The sequence below is a fragment of the Streptomyces sp. NPDC055099 genome (assembly GCF_053607685.1).
This window is the reverse complement of record NZ_JBSGUA010000013.1, coordinates 85,856-102,026: the sequence shown is the minus strand read 5'-3', so window position 1 is coordinate 102,026 and position 16,171 is coordinate 85,856. Positions and strand designations below refer to the sequence as shown.

Genomic DNA, 16,171 nt, shown 5'->3' with positions numbered 1-16,171 from the left:
CCCCAGAGGAGGACACCGTGCTCCACACCCCGCGCACCGTGAGCGACGTGATGACGCACACCGTCGTCGCCGTCGGCCGTGAGGCCCCTTTCAAGGAGATCGTCGCGCTGATGGAGCAGTGGAAAATCAGCGCGCTGCCCGTTCTCGCGGGCGAGGGCCGGGTGATCGGCGTGGTCTCCGAGGCGGACCTGCTGCCCAAAGAGGAGTTCCGCGACAGCGACCCCACCCGCACCGACCAGCTGCGACGCCTCTCCGACCTGGCCAAGGCCGGCGGGGTGACCGCGGGCGAGGTGATGAGCACTCCCGCCGTCACCGTCCACCCGGACACCACACTCCCGCAGGCCGCTCGCATCATGGCGCAACGGCACATCAAGCGACTCCCGGTGACCGATGCCCATGACCTGCTCCAGGGCGTGGTGAGCCGCAGCGACCTCCTCAAGGTGTTCCTGCGCACCGACGAGGACCTCGCCGACGAGGTGACGCGCACCGTGACCGCCTTCCTCTTCCCTGGCCGGACCGTCACCGTCGCCGTGGAGAGCGGCGTGGTCACCCTCGGCGGAGAGATCCGCGACCGGACCCTCGTCCCGGTCGCCGCGCGCCTGACCCGGGCCGTCGAAGGCGTGGTGGACGTCCGCATCGCCCTGACGGAACCCGACCGGTCACCACCCCGTTGAAGTACCTCGACGAATACCGGGGCCGCGGCAGGCAGTCGACCCTTTCATCACGAGCGACACAGGCCCTTGAATCTGCTGAGAGATGGCCCTCTCGCGGCTGAGGGGCCGTGCCCGGGGTCGTACCCGGTCGTGCATTCTCTGGCGGTACTGTGCGCAGGCCTCTTGCACTCCCGCCAACGGACCACGTCCGCGGACCCGACGAAAGGCCCCATGCCGTGGACTTGGACGAGATGTTCGGCGAAGGCTGGTGCGTAACCCTCGCCGCCCACCCACTCGCCGAAACGCTCCGCCTGATGGGCGTCACTGGCCCCGTTCCCTGCCCCGAGGGCGTGGATCAAGCCGCCCGCCTTCTGCAGGAGAGCCAAGGCGAAGGCGCCTTCCTGCTCGGCCGCGAACTGCCCGGCGGCTGGACCCTCATCATGGAATTCGAAACCTGGATCGGCTTCGGTGACGAGGTCCTGCGCACCCTCGCCGCCGGCGGCCAGACCGCCGTCAGCGCCTACCGCGACCCCGACACGAAGACGGCCGCCATCGCTCACGACGGTGCCATCCTCGGCCAACTCGACCTGACGGGCGGCTACTTCGACGGCCCCTCCGGCAGCGTGGACACCGCCCACCCGGTCGTCGGCTCCCTCACCGCGGCCGGCTTCGACGCCTCCGACGCGTGTGTACCCACCGGCGAAGCCGACACCGAAGAGCCCGACGGCTGCCTCATCCTCGCGGTACGCGTCCTGACCGGCATTACGCTCACCTCGGCCGACTTCGAGGGGCCTTGGACCGGGGGCCACCGATCGGGGCCGCGGTGACCCTCCCGTCAGAGACGAGGAACCTCGCCGAAGATCATGCGATGGCCGCGGGCGGTGTCCATGTACTCGCGGACACGGTGGATCAACCCGTCCCGGAGCTCGAAGACGAAGCAGTAGTCGTTGGCGTAGTGGCTGCCGTTGGCCAGGGTCGCCGTCATGGTCTCCTCCACGATCACCCGCTCGCCATCGGCATAGAACCCGTGGAAGGTGACGTTGACGTCGCGCACGAAGAAGCGCGGGAATTCGTCGGCCAGGAACCGCACGATCCTCTCCCTGCCGACCAGATGACTGGGACCCTCCAGCGCGACGGCAGTCGCGTTGCCCGGGGGCGCCTGCCACTCCGCGTCTTCGGTGAAGACCGCGGAGATCCGGTCGGCGTCGTGGCTCGCGAACGCCTTCCAGGCGTCTTCGACGATGGTGCGGCTTGGCTGAGGCATGCCAAGACCCTAGACAGCGGAAGGTGCAAAGGCTGGCGGCTTTCCGACACCACCCCGGCCCGCCACCGCGCCACGCCCGGCGGTCGGGCCCGCCTCACCGGGCTTGCCGCCGACGAGGCCGCCGCCACCGCCCTCTACCTGGCCGGCGACCAGAGCACGTTCACCACCGGCGCGGAACTGTTCGTCGACGGTGGCGCCACACAGCTCCAGGTTCGCCGTCCACGGCCTCCCCGGACAGAGAAGCTAGCCCGCGTACGCGACCACGTCGTCCACCGACGCATTGCCGCCGCAGATCACCAGGCCGAGCCGCGTCTCGTCGCCGGTCTTGGCGAGGATGCGGCGGGCGGCCGGGAGGAGGCAGCCGGCCGCGGGCTCCGCCCACACCTTCGCGTGCTCGGCCAGCTCCCGGACCCCGGCAAAGGCCTCGGCCTCGGGCACGACCAGTACCTCGTCGACCAGGTCGCGCACCATGGTGTAGGTCAGCGGTGACACCGTGGGCGCACCGAGCGTGGTGATGCGTGTGTCCACGTCCACCTGTACCGGCCCGCCGTGGGCCAGCGCCTGCGACATCGCGTCGGCGCCGGTGGTCTCCACGCCCCACACCCGCACACCGGGCCGTCGCGCCCGCAGTGCCGCCGCCACACCGGCGATCAGTCCGCCACCGCCGATGGAGACCAGGACATCCGTCAGCTCACCGGCGTCCTCAGCGAGTTCGAGCCCCACGGTGCCTTGCCCCGCGATCACGACAGGGTCGGCGAACGGATGCAGGAGCGTGAGCCCTTCGCTCTCCAGTTGTTCCATGAGCGCGAAGGCCTCGGCCATGGTGGGGGTCAGCCGGACATCGGCGCCCGCGGCACGGGCGCTCGCCACGGAGCGGGCGGGTGCGGCCTGCGGCATGACCACCGTGGCTCGCACGCCCAGGGCGGCCGACATCTCCGCCACGGCGACCCCGTGATTGCCGCCGGACACCGCCACCACACCGGCCGCGCGCTGTTCGTCGGTCAGCGTGAGCAGCTTTGAGACGGCGCCCCGTGCCTTGAACGAGCCACTGCGCTGCAGCAGTTCGAGCTTGACCGTGACCGGCACGCCCAGCAGCGCGGCCAGCCCGGGACTGGGCAGTGTGGGAGTACGCACCACGTGGCCAGTGATCCTGGCCGCTGCGGCCTCCAGCTCCTCGACACCGATCATGGCGCCCCCTCTGACTGTGTTGTGTCCTACGCCGTCCTCGCCTGCACGATACGTGGGCGTGCTCCGGAACGGTCGTGCAGATCAATCTCTTGGTCAACTACGTGGTCCGTGAAGGGGCGACGGCTTGGGCGGCCGGTGGAGTGGCGACGCGTGATCTGTCTCGTCGCGTGACCCGTACTGCCGAGCGACGTGATCACTCGATCGTGAGTTGTTCCGCTCCCGGGCCGGGCAGCACGGGATGCTCGCATGGACGGCGCGTGACCGGCGTCGTCCGGATGTCCACGGGGCGGGGGGCTTGATATGACACAGCCGACGGATCGGCGCGGAGGCCTGGACGGCCAGGCGGTACTGCTGGCGGCCGGACTGGCCGACCTGGCGGTGAGCACGCTGGGCTCGGCGCTGGGGACGGTTCGGGGGATGCTGCGACGCTCCGACACCGCCGAGCTGGCGACGGAGGCCGAGCGTGAACTCCTGGCGCGCGGCCGCCTGGTGCTCGACCGGTACGCGACCGTGCCCCCGCCGCACCTGGAGAAGCTGGCCCGGCAGGCGCTGGCGCGACGGGCCGCCGATGACGTCTGAGGCGTGGGAGCCGGACGCGTTCAAGGCCCGCGTCGACGAGACACTGCACCGGTTCGTCGCCGATGAGGCGGACCAGTTCGTGGCCATCGACCCACTCCTGGGCCCCGTGGCCGGGCAACTGGAGGCGGCGGTCGCGGACGGCAAACGGCTGCGGGCGGCCTTCTGCTACTGGGGCTGGCGCGCGGTGGGACAGCCGGACAACGACGCCCTGGTGCGGGCGGCAGCCTCCATGGAACTCGTGCACGCCGCGGCCGTCGTCCACGACGACCTCATCGACGACAGCCCGCTGCGGCACGGACGGCCCACCGCCCACCGCGCCCTGCGCGGCGCCGTACGCCGTCGCCCGCGCGCCGACGCCGCGGCGAGGTCGTTGGCGATGCTGGTGGGGGACCTGCTGATGGCGCTGGCCGGACACCTCTTCACCACCAGCGGGCTGCCCGCCGCGTATCTGGCCCGGGCCCGCCCGCTGTGGTCGGTGATGGCCCGCGAGCTGATCGCGGGGGAGTGTCTGGAGATCCTACGCACCGGAGCCGGTCCGGACATCACGGCGTCGCTGAAGGTGATCCGCTACAAGACCGCCAAGTACACCGTCGAGCAACCCCTGCTCATCGGCGGGGCCCTGGCCGGCGCCGGGCCCCGCCTCCGCGAGGGCTACGAAGCGTACGGGCTGCCGCTGGGCGAGGCGTTCCAGCTCCGGGACGACCTGCTGGGTCTCTTCGGCAACCCGGACCTGACCGGCAAGGCCAACGCCGACGACGTACGCGGTCACCGGCCGACAGCGCTGCTGGCGGAGACCTGGCGCCTGGCCGGGGACGACGAGCGGGAGCGGCTGCGTGCCCTCCTCGGCAAGCGCGACCTGGGCGCGGAGGGCCTGCACGAGGTGCGCCACGTGATGGACAGGCTCGGGGCGCCCGCCCGCATCGAAGCCATGATCAGCGCGCGGGTCGAGGAAGCACTCGACGCCCTGCACGCCCTGGATGTGCCGAGACACGCCGAAACCGCCCTGACCGGGTTGGCGCGTTCGGCGGCCCTCCGCCTGTCCTGACCCTCGCAGCAGACATGCAGTGACGCAGCAGACGCGGCGATCGCAGCAGACAAGGACCCCGCCATGAACTACACCGAGGCATCGATGGACTCCCTGCGCCAGGCGGGGGACGAACTCGCCGACGCCACCGTCGCCGAACTCTTCGAACGCGGACAGGTCGGCACGTTCAACACCCTGATGCGGTACGTGTCCACCGCCGGCGCACCCCTGCCGGACGGGCTTCCGGAGGTCGCTCGCGAGTACCTCGAAGCCACCCGTACCCCACCGGCCTGGGTGGACTGGGGAGAGATGGAGAAGGCGCGGCTGTTCTTCATCGACAACAACGTGCACATCTCCACCGCGCTGTCCTTCGCCTCCATGCCCGCCTGCTACGTCGTCCCGCACGTGGCGAAGCTGCTGTCGACCACCCACGGACTGAAGTACCCGTCCAAACGGATGGCGGAGACCGGGCAGTTCACCGTCTACCTGATGCAGCCCGACGCCTTCGAGAGCGGCAGCCGCTTCATTCCCGCCGCCCAGAAGGTCCGCCTGCTGCACGCCTCCATCCGCCACCACCTCGCACGCGAGAACCGGTGGGAGACCTGCGCGTTGGGGACGCCGATCTGTCAGGAGGACATGATCGGCGGGCAGATGTTCTTCTCGATGCTCGTGCTGGACAGCCTGCACCGCTTGGGCATCCACATGTCGACGGAAGGCGCGGAAGCGTACTACTACGCCTGGCGCGTGGTCGGTGCCATGCTCGGCGTCGACCAGGAAGCCGTACCCAAGACCCTCGACGACGCCCGCCGCTTCCTCGACCTGTACATGGTGCGGCACATGGGACCCTCCGAGGAGGGTGCGCATCTGACCCGGCAACTCATCGACCTCTACGAGGAAGTGGTGCCCGGGACCGTGCTCGACCCGATCGTCTCCGCTCTCATCCGCTTCCTCGTGGGAGACACCTGCGCCGACTGGCTGGCGGTTCCCCGCACTCCGTGGGACGCCGTCGTCAAGGCCGTGCCCCATCTTCTGGGCGTACTGGAGACGATCGAGGACCGTTCCCCGCTCGGCGCCTGGGCGCTGGACCGCCTCGGCCATCTGACCAGCGTTCTCGAACTGTCCTCCCTCACCCGCGGACGCGTCATGCACTACGCCATCCCCGAGCAGCTCAAGAAGGATTTCGGCGTCTCCCACGCGGTCCCGCGCACTCACCGCTGGACCCCACCGGCCGCCACGATCCGCTGACCGCCGCTCCCGCCCCCCAGCAGCTGCGGCGGTCTGCTGCCTTGCCCGGACCCGGATCAGCGGCCCCTCGCCACGTCTGCCCGGCTGGGCTGGGTGAAGCGCAGCATGGTGCCGGAAGGGTCGAGGAAGGCGCAGTCCCGCGCCCCGTCGGGCCGGTTGATCGGTTCTTGCATCACTTCGATGCCCGCGGCCGCGACGCGCTCGAAGGTCGCGTCGCAGTCGGTGGTGGCAAAGACCAGGCGGCTCAGCAGGCCCTTGGCCATCAGCTCCTCGTACGACGTGCGGTCGGCCGGTGAGATGTCCGGGTTCTTGGCGGGTGCTTCGAGGATGATCCGCACGAGGGGCTGCGCAGGGGAGTGGATGCTGACGCGCCTGGCGGCGCCCTCGGGGGCGACATCATCGCTCACCTGGAAGCCCAGCACGTCGCGGTAGAAGTGGAGCGCCTCGTCGATGTCGTGGACGGCCAGAGCGCAGGAGGAAAGCTCGAGATCGGTATCGGTCATCGCCGCTCCTTGTCTCCTGCGGGGTCAACTGCGGGGCCTGCTGCGGGGTCTGCTGCGGAAAGGAAGACGACGTCGAGATCGTGGAGCCGGTCGGGGTCGGTGTCGACGGCGATGCGGGTGATCTTCTCGTCGTGGATGGTGAACGTGAAGAGGGCCTTCGGCCGGCCGCGGTGGGACCACACGGCCGCTGGGGTCCCGTCGACCAGGGCGAGTCGGGCCGCCTGAGCGCGTCCGGTGAAGAAGGCGGCCACCTCGTGGGCGCCGCGCATCTCTATGGCCACGGCGTCCGGGTCGAGCAGGTCCAGCAGGGCGGCGAAGTCCCCGCTGCGGGCCGCGGTCAGAAAAGCCTCGACGATCTCCCGCTTGCGGGATCGTGCGGCATCGGACGCGTCACCCGCTCCCCGCACCCGCTGCCGGGCCCGGCTGGCGAGTTGCCGGGCCGCCGCCGGTGAGCGGTCGAGGATGGTTCCGATCTCGGCGAACGACACGGCGAAGACGTCGTGCAGGACGAACGCGAGCCGCTCGGCGGGCGACAGCGTGTCCAGCACCACCATCAGCGCTACGCCGACCGAGTCGGCCAGCAGTGTCTCGTCCTCGGGGTTGGCCTGGCCGTTCGGGTGGGCGTTGGTGTGCGGCACGGCGGGCTCGGGCGGCAGTGTCCCGGTCGCGTCCTCACGCCGGGCCCTGCCCGCCTCGAGCATGTTCAGGCAGACCCGGGCGACGATGGTGGTCAGCCACCCGGCCGGATTCGCCACCTGCCCGGTGTCCGCGCGACTGACTCGCAGCCAGGCCTCCTGCACCGCGTCCTCGGCGTCGCTGGGGGAGCCGAGCATCCGGTAGGCCACCGCGTGCAGGCGGCTCTTGTGCTCGGTGAACTGTGCGCTGAGCCAGTCCTGTTCGGCCATCTGTCACATTCCTTCGTCCGGTTCTGTCATACGTACTGACCGGCGAGAGCACGCAGATGTGACATCCGTGCCGGTCCCGATGCGGATGTCTGGCACCTATGTGACCGACATACAGGGAGACATGGCATGAAAGCGCACGTCAGCTCGATCCTTCTGGGCGTTAAGGACATGGAGCGGGCCAAGCAGTTCTACACGGAGGGGCTCGGCTGGAAGGTCAAGAACGACTACGGCGTCTCGGTGTTCTTCGAGTCGGACGGAGCCTCGCCCGTCGGCTTCTACGCACGGGAGGGGCTGGCCGAGCAGGTGGGCACGGCGGCTGAAGGCAGCGGCTTCAGCGGGCTGGTCATGACCTACGTCGTCCGCAGCGAGGCGCGGGTCGACGAGGTTATGGAGGAGGCTCAGAAGGCCGGTGCCACGGTCCTCAAGCCGGCCGGCGCCCTGCCGTGGGGCGGGTACGGCGGAACGTTCGCCGACCCGGACGGCTACATCTGGAGTCTGGGTTACAGCGCCCGGGGCGCCGACCAGCCCTACGCGGAGTAGCCGTGGGCTGCTGGGGCTGAAGGTCGGCCGGTGCGGTGGAGCTGGGCCTCAAGGCAGTTCCACCGGGTAGGCCTCGCCGAAGTCGGCCGAGCGGCTCACCTTCTCCCAGGTGGTGGCCTCGGTTGTCTGGCGGCGGGAGTAATCAAGCGCCATGGCCGCCGCGTTCACTCCCAGCGGGAGGTGACTGGGGACCTCGGCGCGGTGCACCGTGCGGACGATGATCTCGGCGGCGCGGCGCGGGTCCCCGGCCGCGCCGACCATGTCCTGCCGCACGCGCCGGTTCATCTCGCCGACCGTTGCGTCGTATGCCTCGGGAATGTCGTGCACCGTCGTCTCAAACTGGGCGCGGACGTCGGCGTCCTCCGCTGTCTCGATGGGTGAGACGTTCGCGTATCCGGCGTTGTTCACGAGGACGTCGACCCGCCCGAAGTGGGCCACGGCCGCATCGAATGCGTCGCGCGCCGCCTGCGGATCGGTGACGTCCAGGCCGAGGGGGAGCACGCGGTCGGCGTAGCCGGCGAACTCCTCGGCGAGGACCTCGGGGCGGCGGTGGCCAGGGCGCGGCCGAGGCCGTGGGATGAACCGGTGATGAACCAGACCTGCTGCTGCTCGGTGCCGCGGCGCGCGGCAGGGCTCAGTGCTCGCGGTGTCACTGGCGCAGGCGCCCCTGAACCTGGAGCGCAACGTGTCGACCGAGGCCGTGCGCGCCTTCAAGCTCGTCACGCTGGAGGAGGTCGCACGGATCGCCGGGGAACTGCACCGGCTCCTGGACCTGACCGAGGAACAGGCCGTGGACACGATCGCCACCGCGACCAGCATGGCCGGGGCGCTGTGGCAGATGGCCACCCCCGGCCCGCTCCTGCGACAGCTCTACACAAGCGATCCTCGGTTCGGCCATGCCCTCGTCGAGGTGGAACCCCGCTTGCGCCGCGTCCTCACTGGCCTGCTCATCGGCTTGCGCGCTGGAACGCCTGTGCAGTGAGCGGCAGTTGGGACGGCCCATCAAGGCTTCGCCGGGTCGATACCCCGTGGGACCGCCCTGCTGGGGGTGCGATGGAGCGGCGCCAGGAACGCTAGGCGGCCAGGAGCTCAAGCGTGTCGATCACGCGGTTGGAGAAGCCCCACTCGTTGTCGTACCAGGCGACCACCTTGATGTGGCGACCGTCGACGCGGGTGAGTTCCGCGTCGAAGATGGACGAGGCGGGGTTGCCCATGATGTCGGCCGACACCAGGGGGTCGTCCGAGTACTCCAGGACACCGGCGAGCGGTCCCTCCGCCGCGGCACGGTATGCCGCGAGCACGTCCTCGCGCGTCACGTCGCGGGCCACGGTGGTGTTGAGCTCGACGATCGATCCCACCGGAACCGGCACGCGGATCGAGTCCCCCGACAACTTCCCCGCCAGGTTGGGCAGCACGAGCCCGATCGCCTTGGCGGCGCCCGTCGTGGTGGGCACGATGTTCACGGCGGCGGCGCGGGCACGGCGGGCGTCCCGGTGCGGACCGTCCTGCAGGTTCTGCTCCTGCGTGTAGGCGTGCACCGTCGTCATGAATCCGTGCTCGATCCCGGCGAGTTCATCGAGCACCGAGGCCAACGGTGCGAGCGCGTTGGTCGTGCAGGAGGCGTTCGAGACGATCGTGTGCAACTCGGCGTCGTACGCGTCGGTGTTGACGCCGAAGGCGAGCGTGACGTCGGCGCCGTCCGAGGGCGCGCTGACGAGCACCCTCTTCGCGCCCGCGTCGAGATGGGCGCGGGCCGCCTTGGCCGATGTGAACCGGCCCGTCGCCTCCAGCACGATGTCGACACCGAGTTCGCCCCAGGGCAGCTGCGCGGGTTCGCGCTCCGCGAGCACCGTGATGCGGCGGCCGTCGACGACGAGAGTGTTGCCGTCCACGGTCACCGGGCGACCGAGCCGTCCGGCCGTGGTGTCGAAGGCGAGGAGGCGCGCGAGGGTGGCGGGCTCCGTCAGGTCGTTGATGGCGACGACCTCGAGACTGCTGTCACGTTCGAGCAAGGAGCGCAGCACGTTGCGTCCGATGCGGCCGAATCCATTGATGGCGATACGAGTCATGAGTGGTGTCCCTTCCAGTCGCCACCAGCCTCGCGTGCCGGGACCGGACGTGGCCCTGGCGTGAGCGCCATGGTTCAAAAGGATCGCGCCAAAGCGGGGACACAGAGCCGTGGGACTTCCTGTGGGCTGTTGACGTGACTACTCGCCCCGGGCGAAGGTGCGCCGGTATTGGCTCGGCGTGGTGCCAAGGATGCGCTGGAAGTGCGTGCGCAGGTTCGCACCGGTGCCGAGGCCCACGTCGTTGGCGATCTGCTCGATGCTTCGCTGGGAACGTTCGAGCAGCTCACGGGCCATGTCGATGCGGGCGCGCATCACCCACTGCATCGGCGTGTATCCGGTGTCCTCGACGAAACGCCGCGAGAAGGTGCGAGCCGACACCGCCGCGTGGTCGGCGAGCACGTCAAGGGAGAGCGGCTCGTCGAGCCTGCGCAGCGCCCACTCCCGGGTCGCGGCGAACCGCTCGCCGAGCACCTCCGGCACACTGCGCGGCACGTATTGCGCCTGGCCTCCGCTGCGGTAGGGGGCGGCGACCAGACGCCGCGCCGCGTGATTGGAGGCGGCCACTCCGAGATCGCCGCGCAGTATGTGCAGACACAGGTCGATGCCGGAAGCGGCTCCGGCGGATGTCAGCACGCTGCCTTCGTCGACGAACAGCACGTTCTCGTCGACCTGGACGAGCGGATGCTTCGCTGCGAGCGCCCGTGTGTAGTGCCAGTGGGTCGTGGCGCGCCTGCCGTCGAGCAGCCCGGCGGCGGCGAGCGCGAAGGCACCCGTGGAGATGGCGGCCAGCCGAGCACCCCGGTCATGGGCGGCCCGCAGCGCGTCGGCAACGGCCTGCGGCGGATCGTCCCGGTCCGGGAAGCGGTACCCGGGGACGAAGACGATGTCGGCCCAGGCGAGAGCGTCCAGGCCGTCGGCGACGTGGTACGACAGCCCGTCACCTCCGGTCACCAGACCGGGCGCCGCACCGCACACCCGCACCTCGTACGGCATGCTCGCCCGGGTCGTGAACACCTGCGCCGGAATGCCGACGTCGAGTGGCTTGGCGCCCTCCAGCACGAGGACAGCTACACGATGAAGGCGGGAGGAAGGCACGGTCACGCTCATCAGAGTAGGCGGCGCGACACATCAGTCCCGTGCATCCCACAGACGCTCAGACCCTCTGGCCGTCAGGGCGGCGCCGTTCCCCGGCGGACGTGCCCTACCCAGGGGAAGGCACGTGTTGATTCGGCCATGCATTACCCGGCAAGAGTTGGGCACTCGGAGGTTGCACGACAGAGGGCTCAGCAACCGCACAGTCCGCGGGCGGCAGGTTCACCCGCTCCAGGCTGCGCGGAGGGCGGGAAACAGGTGCCGCAGGCCGGACTGAGGGCCCGCGCATACCGACGACACTTGACGATAGGAATGACCATGATTGTCCTTGGCGTTATTTTGCTCATCATCGGCGTGCTGGCCGGTATCTCCTTGCTGACGACGGTCGGCGGAATCCTGGTCGTCGTCGGTGCTGCGCTGTGGATCCTGGGCGCGACCGGACGCGCGGTGGGCGGACGCAAGCATTATTTCTAGAGACCTCATTGCCAGAGACCTCTAGAGGAAGCATCAACCGGTCTCCACGCACCCTCACGGACGACCAGCCGGCCACCCCCACGGGGAAGAGCCGAGCGTAAGAGCAAGGTGCCCGCCCCTGTGTCCCGGGGGCGGGCACCTGCTGTGTGGTGGGTCGATCAGGGCAACCGGCGGTCCGAGAGACCTGGGGCCTGAGAGCCCGGCGTGGTTCAGGATTTGCGTGCAACGGCACCGAACTGCGGGAGCACGGAAGTGGAGTTGGGCTCGGCGCGCCATCGCGCGCACGACACCAGGCCCGGGTCGACGAGGTGCAGCCCGTCGAAGAAGGAGCTGACCTCCGCCCGACTACGGGCGGTGATCGGAGGTGTGGCGTTCTCGTTCCAGAACTTCATGGCCTCGACATTGCCCTCGCCACCCAGGTCGGTGTCGGTGGTGGGGTGAGTCAGGACGAGATAACTGCCGGAGGGGACCGAGGCCATGATGCGGCGCACGATTTCTTGTGCCTCGCGGGTGTCGAGGACGAAGTTGAGGATGCCCAGCATCATGACCGCGACGGGTTGGCCGAGGTCGAGGGTTGCCGACGCACCCTCCATGACGGCGTCCGGGTCACGGATATCGGTGTCGATGTAGGCGGTGGCTCCCAGGGTGGTGCCGGTCAGCAGGCTGCGGGCGTGGACCAGCACGATGGGGTCGTTGTCGACGTAGACGATCCGGGATTCGGGTGCGATCCGTTGGGCGATCTCGTGCGTGTTGTCGAGGGTCGGCAGCCCGGTTCCGATGTCCAGGAACTGCCGTACTTCACAGTCGGCGGCCAGGAATTGGACCGTGCGGCCGAGGAACTGGCGGTCGGCGCGGGCCACATCTCGGATCACCGGAAACATCGAGGCGACCTGGCCGCCTACTTGCCGGTCGACCTCGTAGTTGTCTTTCCCGCCGATCCAGTAGTTCCATACACGTGCGTTGTGCGCGACGGCGGTGTTCAACCTGCCTGACACATCCGTGGTGTTCGGCTGGCCCGACACATCTGACGGGTGTTGGCTCTCAGTCACGTCTTCCCTCTCTTGTTCACCCGCGTGCCGTGGCCCTGGCGGCAGCGGATCGCTTGCCAGTGTGGTGTACGTGGATCACTGCGTCCGGGGATTCGGAGTTCTCAAGGGCAGAGGTGCAGAAGGCACAGGGCAGCGGGCAGTGAACACTGCGGCTGAGCAACATGCTCAAGGGTGTCCGCCAGAGAGCGCCAGCGAGGGCCGCGGACGGTCAGATACCCGACGTGTGGCTACCGTTGGCTGTGGGTGGAGCCTGGTCTGCCTGCGGTGTGCTGCTCGGATGCCGTCGGCGGGGTGGGGCGGCCATCCGAGAGGCGACCGCCCGCCGTCGTGGGGCGCCGGGTCCGGTGCCGGGATGCCGTGGCGGGTGAGAACACGGCGGCAACCAGCATGAGCAGCAGGACCGGGACCATCGCGGCGCGCAGCCCGTGGTGCTCGCCGAGGAAGCCAAGAGCCGGCGGTCCCGCAAGCAGCGCCACGTAACCGATCCGGGAGGTCAGTGCGACGCGGCCGGCGGTGTCCGGGCCGGACTCGCCGGCCGCGGAGAGAGCCAGCGGGAAGCCGAGAGACGTACCGAGGCCCCACAGGAGCACGGCGCACCCGGCCGCCACCGGGGAATCGACGAAGGACACCAGGGAAATCCCGACGGCCGTCAGCAGCGCACCGCAGGCCAGCACCGCCGGGCGGCCGAAGCGGGCCACCACGGGGCCGCCGGCGAAGCGGCCGGCCGCCATGGCGGCGGCGAATCCCGCGTACACCAACGACCCGAGTCCCGCGGGCATGTCGTGACCGTCGACCATCAACAGCGGCAGCCAGTCGGTGGCGGCTCCCTCGGCCAGCGTCATGCCGAGCACCACGCCGCCGATGAGCAGCAGCCGCGCATCGAGATACAGCCGGTGTTCGCGGACTCCTCCGTCGGCGCCGCTCGCACCGGTGTCGGTGCCACACGTACCGTTGTCGGCGTCGCTCGTACCGGTGTCGACGATGGTCGATGTTCCGGCAGCGGGCTTGTCGGCATTCCGTGGGCGGCGGCCGACGCCGGGACGCAGCCTGGGCAAGGCGAAGGCGAACAGCGCGGCGGCCAGCACCCGTACGCCCGCCAGGTGCCAGGGCACGGGGAAGCCGACCGAGGCACCGGCCACCCCGAGGCCCGCCCCGACCACGGTGCCGAGGCTGTAGCAGCCGTGCATGGCCGGCAACACGGGGCGGCCGAGTTCTTGCTCCACGCCGGAACCGTCGACATTGCTGGCCACCTCCGAAAGCCCCATACCGGCGCCGAAGAGCAGCAGCCCGAAGGCCACCACCAGGGCCGAGGACAGGGCCGCGCCCAGCGCCATCACCCCCACGCTGGCCAGGACGAGGGTCATGCACGTGACGATGACGGGGCGGGTGGAGAACCGCGCCACCAGGGCGCCGGCCGCCAAGATGCCCAGCATCGAACCGACCGACATGCCAAAGAGCACCAGGCCCATCTCGGCGGTCGAGGCACCCAGCCGGTCCCGGACGTCAGGGGTCCGGGTCACCCAGGTGGCGAGCGCCAGGCCCGGTATCGCGAAACACAGTCGCAGGGCTATGAGGTGACGGCGGATCAGCGGATCCATGGGGCGCGAGCCTCCGGAAGCAGGACAGGGGTTGTGGCCGCCCACCCTAGCCACGGCCCCACCGCCTCCGATCTTCGGGCAAGCACCGAAACAGATCTCATGGCCGGGAGCCCAACGCGGGCAGCGCGGGAAGACGCGACGCGGAGTGAGTACTCACTCATTTACGGAGTGAGTACTCACTCCGTAAGCTTGTAGTCATGACAGCACCCAAGGAGAACCAGACCCCCCGCCGCCGCGCCCCCGGCATGTCGCCGGAGCAGCGCCGCGAAATGATCATTCGGACCGCGATCCCGCTGATCGCCGAGTACGGCGCCGCGGTGACGACCGCGAAGATCGCCCGCGCCGCGGGCATCGGAGAGGGCACGATCTTCCGGGTCTTCGCCGACAAGGACGAGCTGCTGCAGGCCTGCATCGCGGAGGCACTCTCACCCGAGCACGCGGTCCGCGAGCTCGACGCGATCGACGTGTCCCAGCCGCTGCCCGACCGGCTCGCGGAGGCGGCCGAGGCGCTGCAGGCGCACATGTCCAGGATGGGCGCGATCATCGGCTCGCTGGGGCATAGCGGCGGCAAGCACCCGGGCACGGTGCGCGGCGCGGGCCGCGAGGAGTCGACGGTCCGTATCCGCGCGGCTCTCGTGGAGCTGCTGGAGCCCGACAGGGCTGCTCTGCGCCGACCGCCGGAGCAGATCGCTGCCCTGTTCTTCGGGCTGTTGTTCATCCAGCCGCGAACCGAGGACGAGCCCGACCTGACCCCGCAGGAGCTGGTGGAGGTCTTCCTGCACGGGGCTCTCACAGGCGGTTCCAAATGAGCGCGCCACGAAGGCGCTTGGCGGTGACTGGTCTGGCGGCCCTGGCCCCCGCCCTGGTGTGGCTGGCCGTGGACCCGCTGTTGGGGCACCGGGTGCGGATCGCCGACGGCGAGCAGACGCTCGACATCGGCGCCGGGGCTGTGGTGGTCGTCGCGCTGCTCGCCTCGCTCTCCGGCTGGGGGCTGCTGGCTGCCCTGGAGCGGTTCGGGGTACGGCGCGCCCGCGCCATCTGGACCGCGGTGGCCGGCGCCGTACTGGTCGTGTCTTTCCTGCCCTTGACCGGCGACGGCATGGACGGCCGTACGCGGACCGCACTGGCGTTGATGCACCTGGCGGTGGCGGCGGTGCTGATCCCGGGGCTGGGCGGCAGGTCCTCCAGAGTGGGAGTCAGTGAGGTGAGCAGGCGACCGGCGCGGCGGCACCAAGTAGGCGGCGAACAGTAGGCAGTTCCGCACCCCTTATGTTGTGACCGCTTCCACCCGTCAAGGACGCCGCGGCGTCTGTGCCGCCGCCGAGTTCGGAGTTCCACCCATGCTTTTCGACATCGCCCGCAGCGAACTCGTCGACATCTTCGGCGAGGAGCGGATCGCGACCTTGCCCGCGACCGCCTTCCCGCCCGCCGTCGCGAACACCGAGGGCGCCCGCCTCCTGCAGACCGTGGGCGCCCCCACCGGGACGCTTCTACTGCGTCAGCCCGACGAGGACGACGGCCTGCTGCCCCTCGTTCAGGACGTCGTCCACATCGAGCACTTCACGGACGCGGCCCAGGGCGCGGGGGAGTGGCCCGTCATCGGCTGGCTGCTCAACGCGCACCTCGCCCTTGACCCCGTGTCCGGGAGGGTGCACGCCTTTGACCTCGACCAGGAGACCGACGTCGAACTCCACGCGGATGTCTCCTCTCTCCTCCAGGTCACCCTCCGACTCCAGTGCCTGCTCGAGAGGTTCACCTTCAGCGGCGACGAGGACGAGGAGGAAGCCGAGTTCGAGCGCCTGGACGCCGAGGTCGACCGCATCCGCGAGGAGACGAGCAGCATCGACCCGCTGCCCTTCCGGGACGGCGAGACCGTCTGGGCGGCAGTAAGCGATGAGATCGCCATGGGCCAGCGCTTCTAGGAAACAGTCACAACGGCGGCAACCCCGGCAACCGCCATGAGGCGACCGCCTCGTTGCCGCCATCAA

18 protein-coding genes and 2 pseudogenes are annotated in these 16,171 nt (G+C 69.9%); 11 read left to right on the top strand and 9 right to left on the bottom strand.

What is annotated here, in order from left to right:
• Positions 1-17 precede the first annotated feature (17 nt).
• Positions 18-674, top strand: coding sequence for a CBS domain-containing protein (locus ACWFRU_RS28830; protein ID WP_453691051.1), 657 nt, complete (start codon positions 18-20; stop codon positions 672-674).
• Between the two features lie 215 nt (positions 675-889).
• Positions 890-1,480, top strand: a complete 591-nt coding sequence (locus tag ACWFRU_RS28825; protein ID WP_453691050.1) for a DUF6461 domain-containing protein — start codon at positions 890-892, stop codon at positions 1,478-1,480.
• An 8-nt stretch (positions 1,481-1,488) separates the two neighbouring features.
• Here the strand turns inward: ACWFRU_RS28825 and ACWFRU_RS28820 are convergent, their stop codons facing one another.
• On the bottom strand, positions 1,489-1,917 hold the full coding sequence (locus ACWFRU_RS28820) for a nuclear transport factor 2 family protein (protein ID WP_453691049.1): 429 nt from the start codon (positions 1,915-1,917) through the stop codon (positions 1,489-1,491).
• A gap of 243 nt (positions 1,918-2,160) precedes the next feature.
• A complete protein-coding gene (locus ACWFRU_RS28815) occupies positions 2,161-3,105 on the bottom strand; it encodes a threonine/serine dehydratase (RefSeq protein WP_453691048.1) in 945 nt (314 codons plus the stop codon).
• 300 nt (positions 3,106-3,405) lie between these two features.
• Between ACWFRU_RS28815 and ACWFRU_RS28810 the strand changes: the two genes are divergently transcribed.
• From ACWFRU_RS28810 to ACWFRU_RS28800, 3 genes are all read left to right on the top strand, one after another.
• Entirely contained in the window at positions 3,406-3,684 is a 279-nt protein-coding gene (locus ACWFRU_RS28810) for a polyprenyl synthetase (protein ID WP_453691047.1), read from the top strand.
• Entirely contained in the window at positions 3,674-4,729 is a 1,056-nt protein-coding gene (locus tag ACWFRU_RS28805; protein WP_453691046.1) for a polyprenyl synthetase family protein, read from the top strand. Before ACWFRU_RS28810 ends, ACWFRU_RS28805 begins: the two co-directional genes overlap by 11 nt.
• A 63-nt stretch (positions 4,730-4,792) precedes the next feature.
• Positions 4,793-5,953 carry an oxygenase MpaB family protein gene (locus ACWFRU_RS28800; protein WP_453691045.1) on the top strand — a complete coding sequence of 387 codons (1,161 nt, stop codon included), beginning with the start codon at positions 4,793-4,795 and terminating at the stop codon, positions 5,951-5,953.
• Between the two features lie 56 nt (positions 5,954-6,009).
• Here ACWFRU_RS28800 and ACWFRU_RS28795 read toward each other — a convergent pair whose 3' ends face one another.
• Together ACWFRU_RS28795 and ACWFRU_RS28790 are read right to left on the bottom strand one after the other, a co-directional pair.
• Positions 6,010-6,456: a VOC family protein gene (locus tag ACWFRU_RS28795; RefSeq protein ID WP_453691044.1), complete on the bottom strand. Its 447-nt coding sequence runs from the start codon at positions 6,454-6,456 to the stop codon at positions 6,010-6,012.
• The gene (locus ACWFRU_RS28790; RefSeq protein ID WP_453691043.1) at positions 6,453-7,361 is read right to left on the bottom strand and encodes a sigma-70 family RNA polymerase sigma factor; all 909 of its coding nucleotides are present in this window, start codon (positions 7,359-7,361) and stop codon (positions 6,453-6,455) included. Before ACWFRU_RS28790 ends, ACWFRU_RS28795 begins: the two co-directional genes overlap by 4 nt.
• Positions 7,362-7,487: 126 nt before the next feature.
• Between ACWFRU_RS28790 and ACWFRU_RS28785 the strand changes: the two genes are divergently transcribed.
• On the top strand, positions 7,488-7,901 hold the full coding sequence (locus ACWFRU_RS28785) for a VOC family protein (protein ID WP_453691042.1): 414 nt from the start codon (positions 7,488-7,490) through the stop codon (positions 7,899-7,901).
• A gap of 48 nt (positions 7,902-7,949) precedes the next feature.
• On the opposite strand, the pseudogene ACWFRU_RS28780 reads toward ACWFRU_RS28785, so the two are convergent.
• Positions 7,950-8,539 (bottom strand): annotated as a pseudogene (locus ACWFRU_RS28780) (SDR family NAD(P)-dependent oxidoreductase).
• A 14-nt stretch (positions 8,540-8,553) separates the two neighbouring features.
• Here ACWFRU_RS28780 and ACWFRU_RS28775 point away from each other — a divergent pair.
• A pseudogene (locus tag ACWFRU_RS28775) lies at positions 8,554-8,883 on the top strand (TetR/AcrR family transcriptional regulator); the annotation flags it as partial.
• Positions 8,884-8,974: 91 nt separating this feature from the next.
• On the opposite strand, the gene gap reads toward ACWFRU_RS28775, so the two are convergent.
• Entirely contained in the window at positions 8,975-9,970 is a 996-nt protein-coding gene (gene gap, locus ACWFRU_RS28770; RefSeq protein WP_453691041.1) for a type I glyceraldehyde-3-phosphate dehydrogenase, read from the bottom strand.
• A gap of 138 nt (positions 9,971-10,108) precedes the next feature.
• On the bottom strand, positions 10,109-11,065 hold the full coding sequence (locus ACWFRU_RS28765) for a GlxA family transcriptional regulator (RefSeq protein ID WP_453691189.1): 957 nt from the start codon (positions 11,063-11,065) through the stop codon (positions 10,109-10,111).
• Positions 11,066-11,380: 315 nt separating this feature from the next.
• Between ACWFRU_RS28765 and ACWFRU_RS28760 the strand changes: the two genes are divergently transcribed.
• The gene (locus ACWFRU_RS28760) at positions 11,381-11,536 is read left to right on the top strand and encodes a DUF6131 family protein (protein ID WP_453448267.1); all 156 of its coding nucleotides are present in this window, start codon (positions 11,381-11,383) and stop codon (positions 11,534-11,536) included.
• A gap of 209 nt (positions 11,537-11,745) precedes the next feature.
• Here ACWFRU_RS28760 and ACWFRU_RS28755 read toward each other — a convergent pair whose 3' ends face one another.
• Entirely contained in the window at positions 11,746-12,531 is a 786-nt protein-coding gene (locus tag ACWFRU_RS28755) for an SAM-dependent methyltransferase (RefSeq protein WP_453691040.1), read from the bottom strand.
• Between the two features lie 281 nt (positions 12,532-12,812).
• Entirely contained in the window at positions 12,813-14,183 is a 1,371-nt protein-coding gene (locus tag ACWFRU_RS28750; RefSeq protein ID WP_453691039.1) for an MFS transporter, read from the bottom strand.
• Between the two features lie 197 nt (positions 14,184-14,380).
• On the opposite strand from ACWFRU_RS28750, the gene ACWFRU_RS28745 reads away from it, so the two are divergent.
• The 3 genes from ACWFRU_RS28745 to ACWFRU_RS28735 all read left to right on the top strand — a co-directional run bounded on the left by ACWFRU_RS28745 (position 14,381) and on the right by ACWFRU_RS28735 (position 16,105).
• Positions 14,381-14,992 carry a TetR/AcrR family transcriptional regulator gene (locus ACWFRU_RS28745; protein WP_453691038.1) on the top strand — a complete coding sequence of 204 codons (612 nt, stop codon included), beginning with the start codon at positions 14,381-14,383 and terminating at the stop codon, positions 14,990-14,992.
• The gene (locus ACWFRU_RS28740) at positions 14,989-15,435 is read left to right on the top strand and encodes a DUF6069 family protein (protein WP_453691037.1); all 447 of its coding nucleotides are present in this window, start codon (positions 14,989-14,991) and stop codon (positions 15,433-15,435) included. Before ACWFRU_RS28745 ends, ACWFRU_RS28740 begins: the two co-directional genes overlap by 4 nt.
• Before the next feature lie 88 nt (positions 15,436-15,523).
• Positions 15,524-16,105, top strand: a complete 582-nt coding sequence (locus ACWFRU_RS28735) for an SUKH-4 family immunity protein (RefSeq protein WP_453691036.1) — start codon at positions 15,524-15,526, stop codon at positions 16,103-16,105.
• The last annotated feature ends 66 nt before the right edge of the window (positions 16,106-16,171 follow it).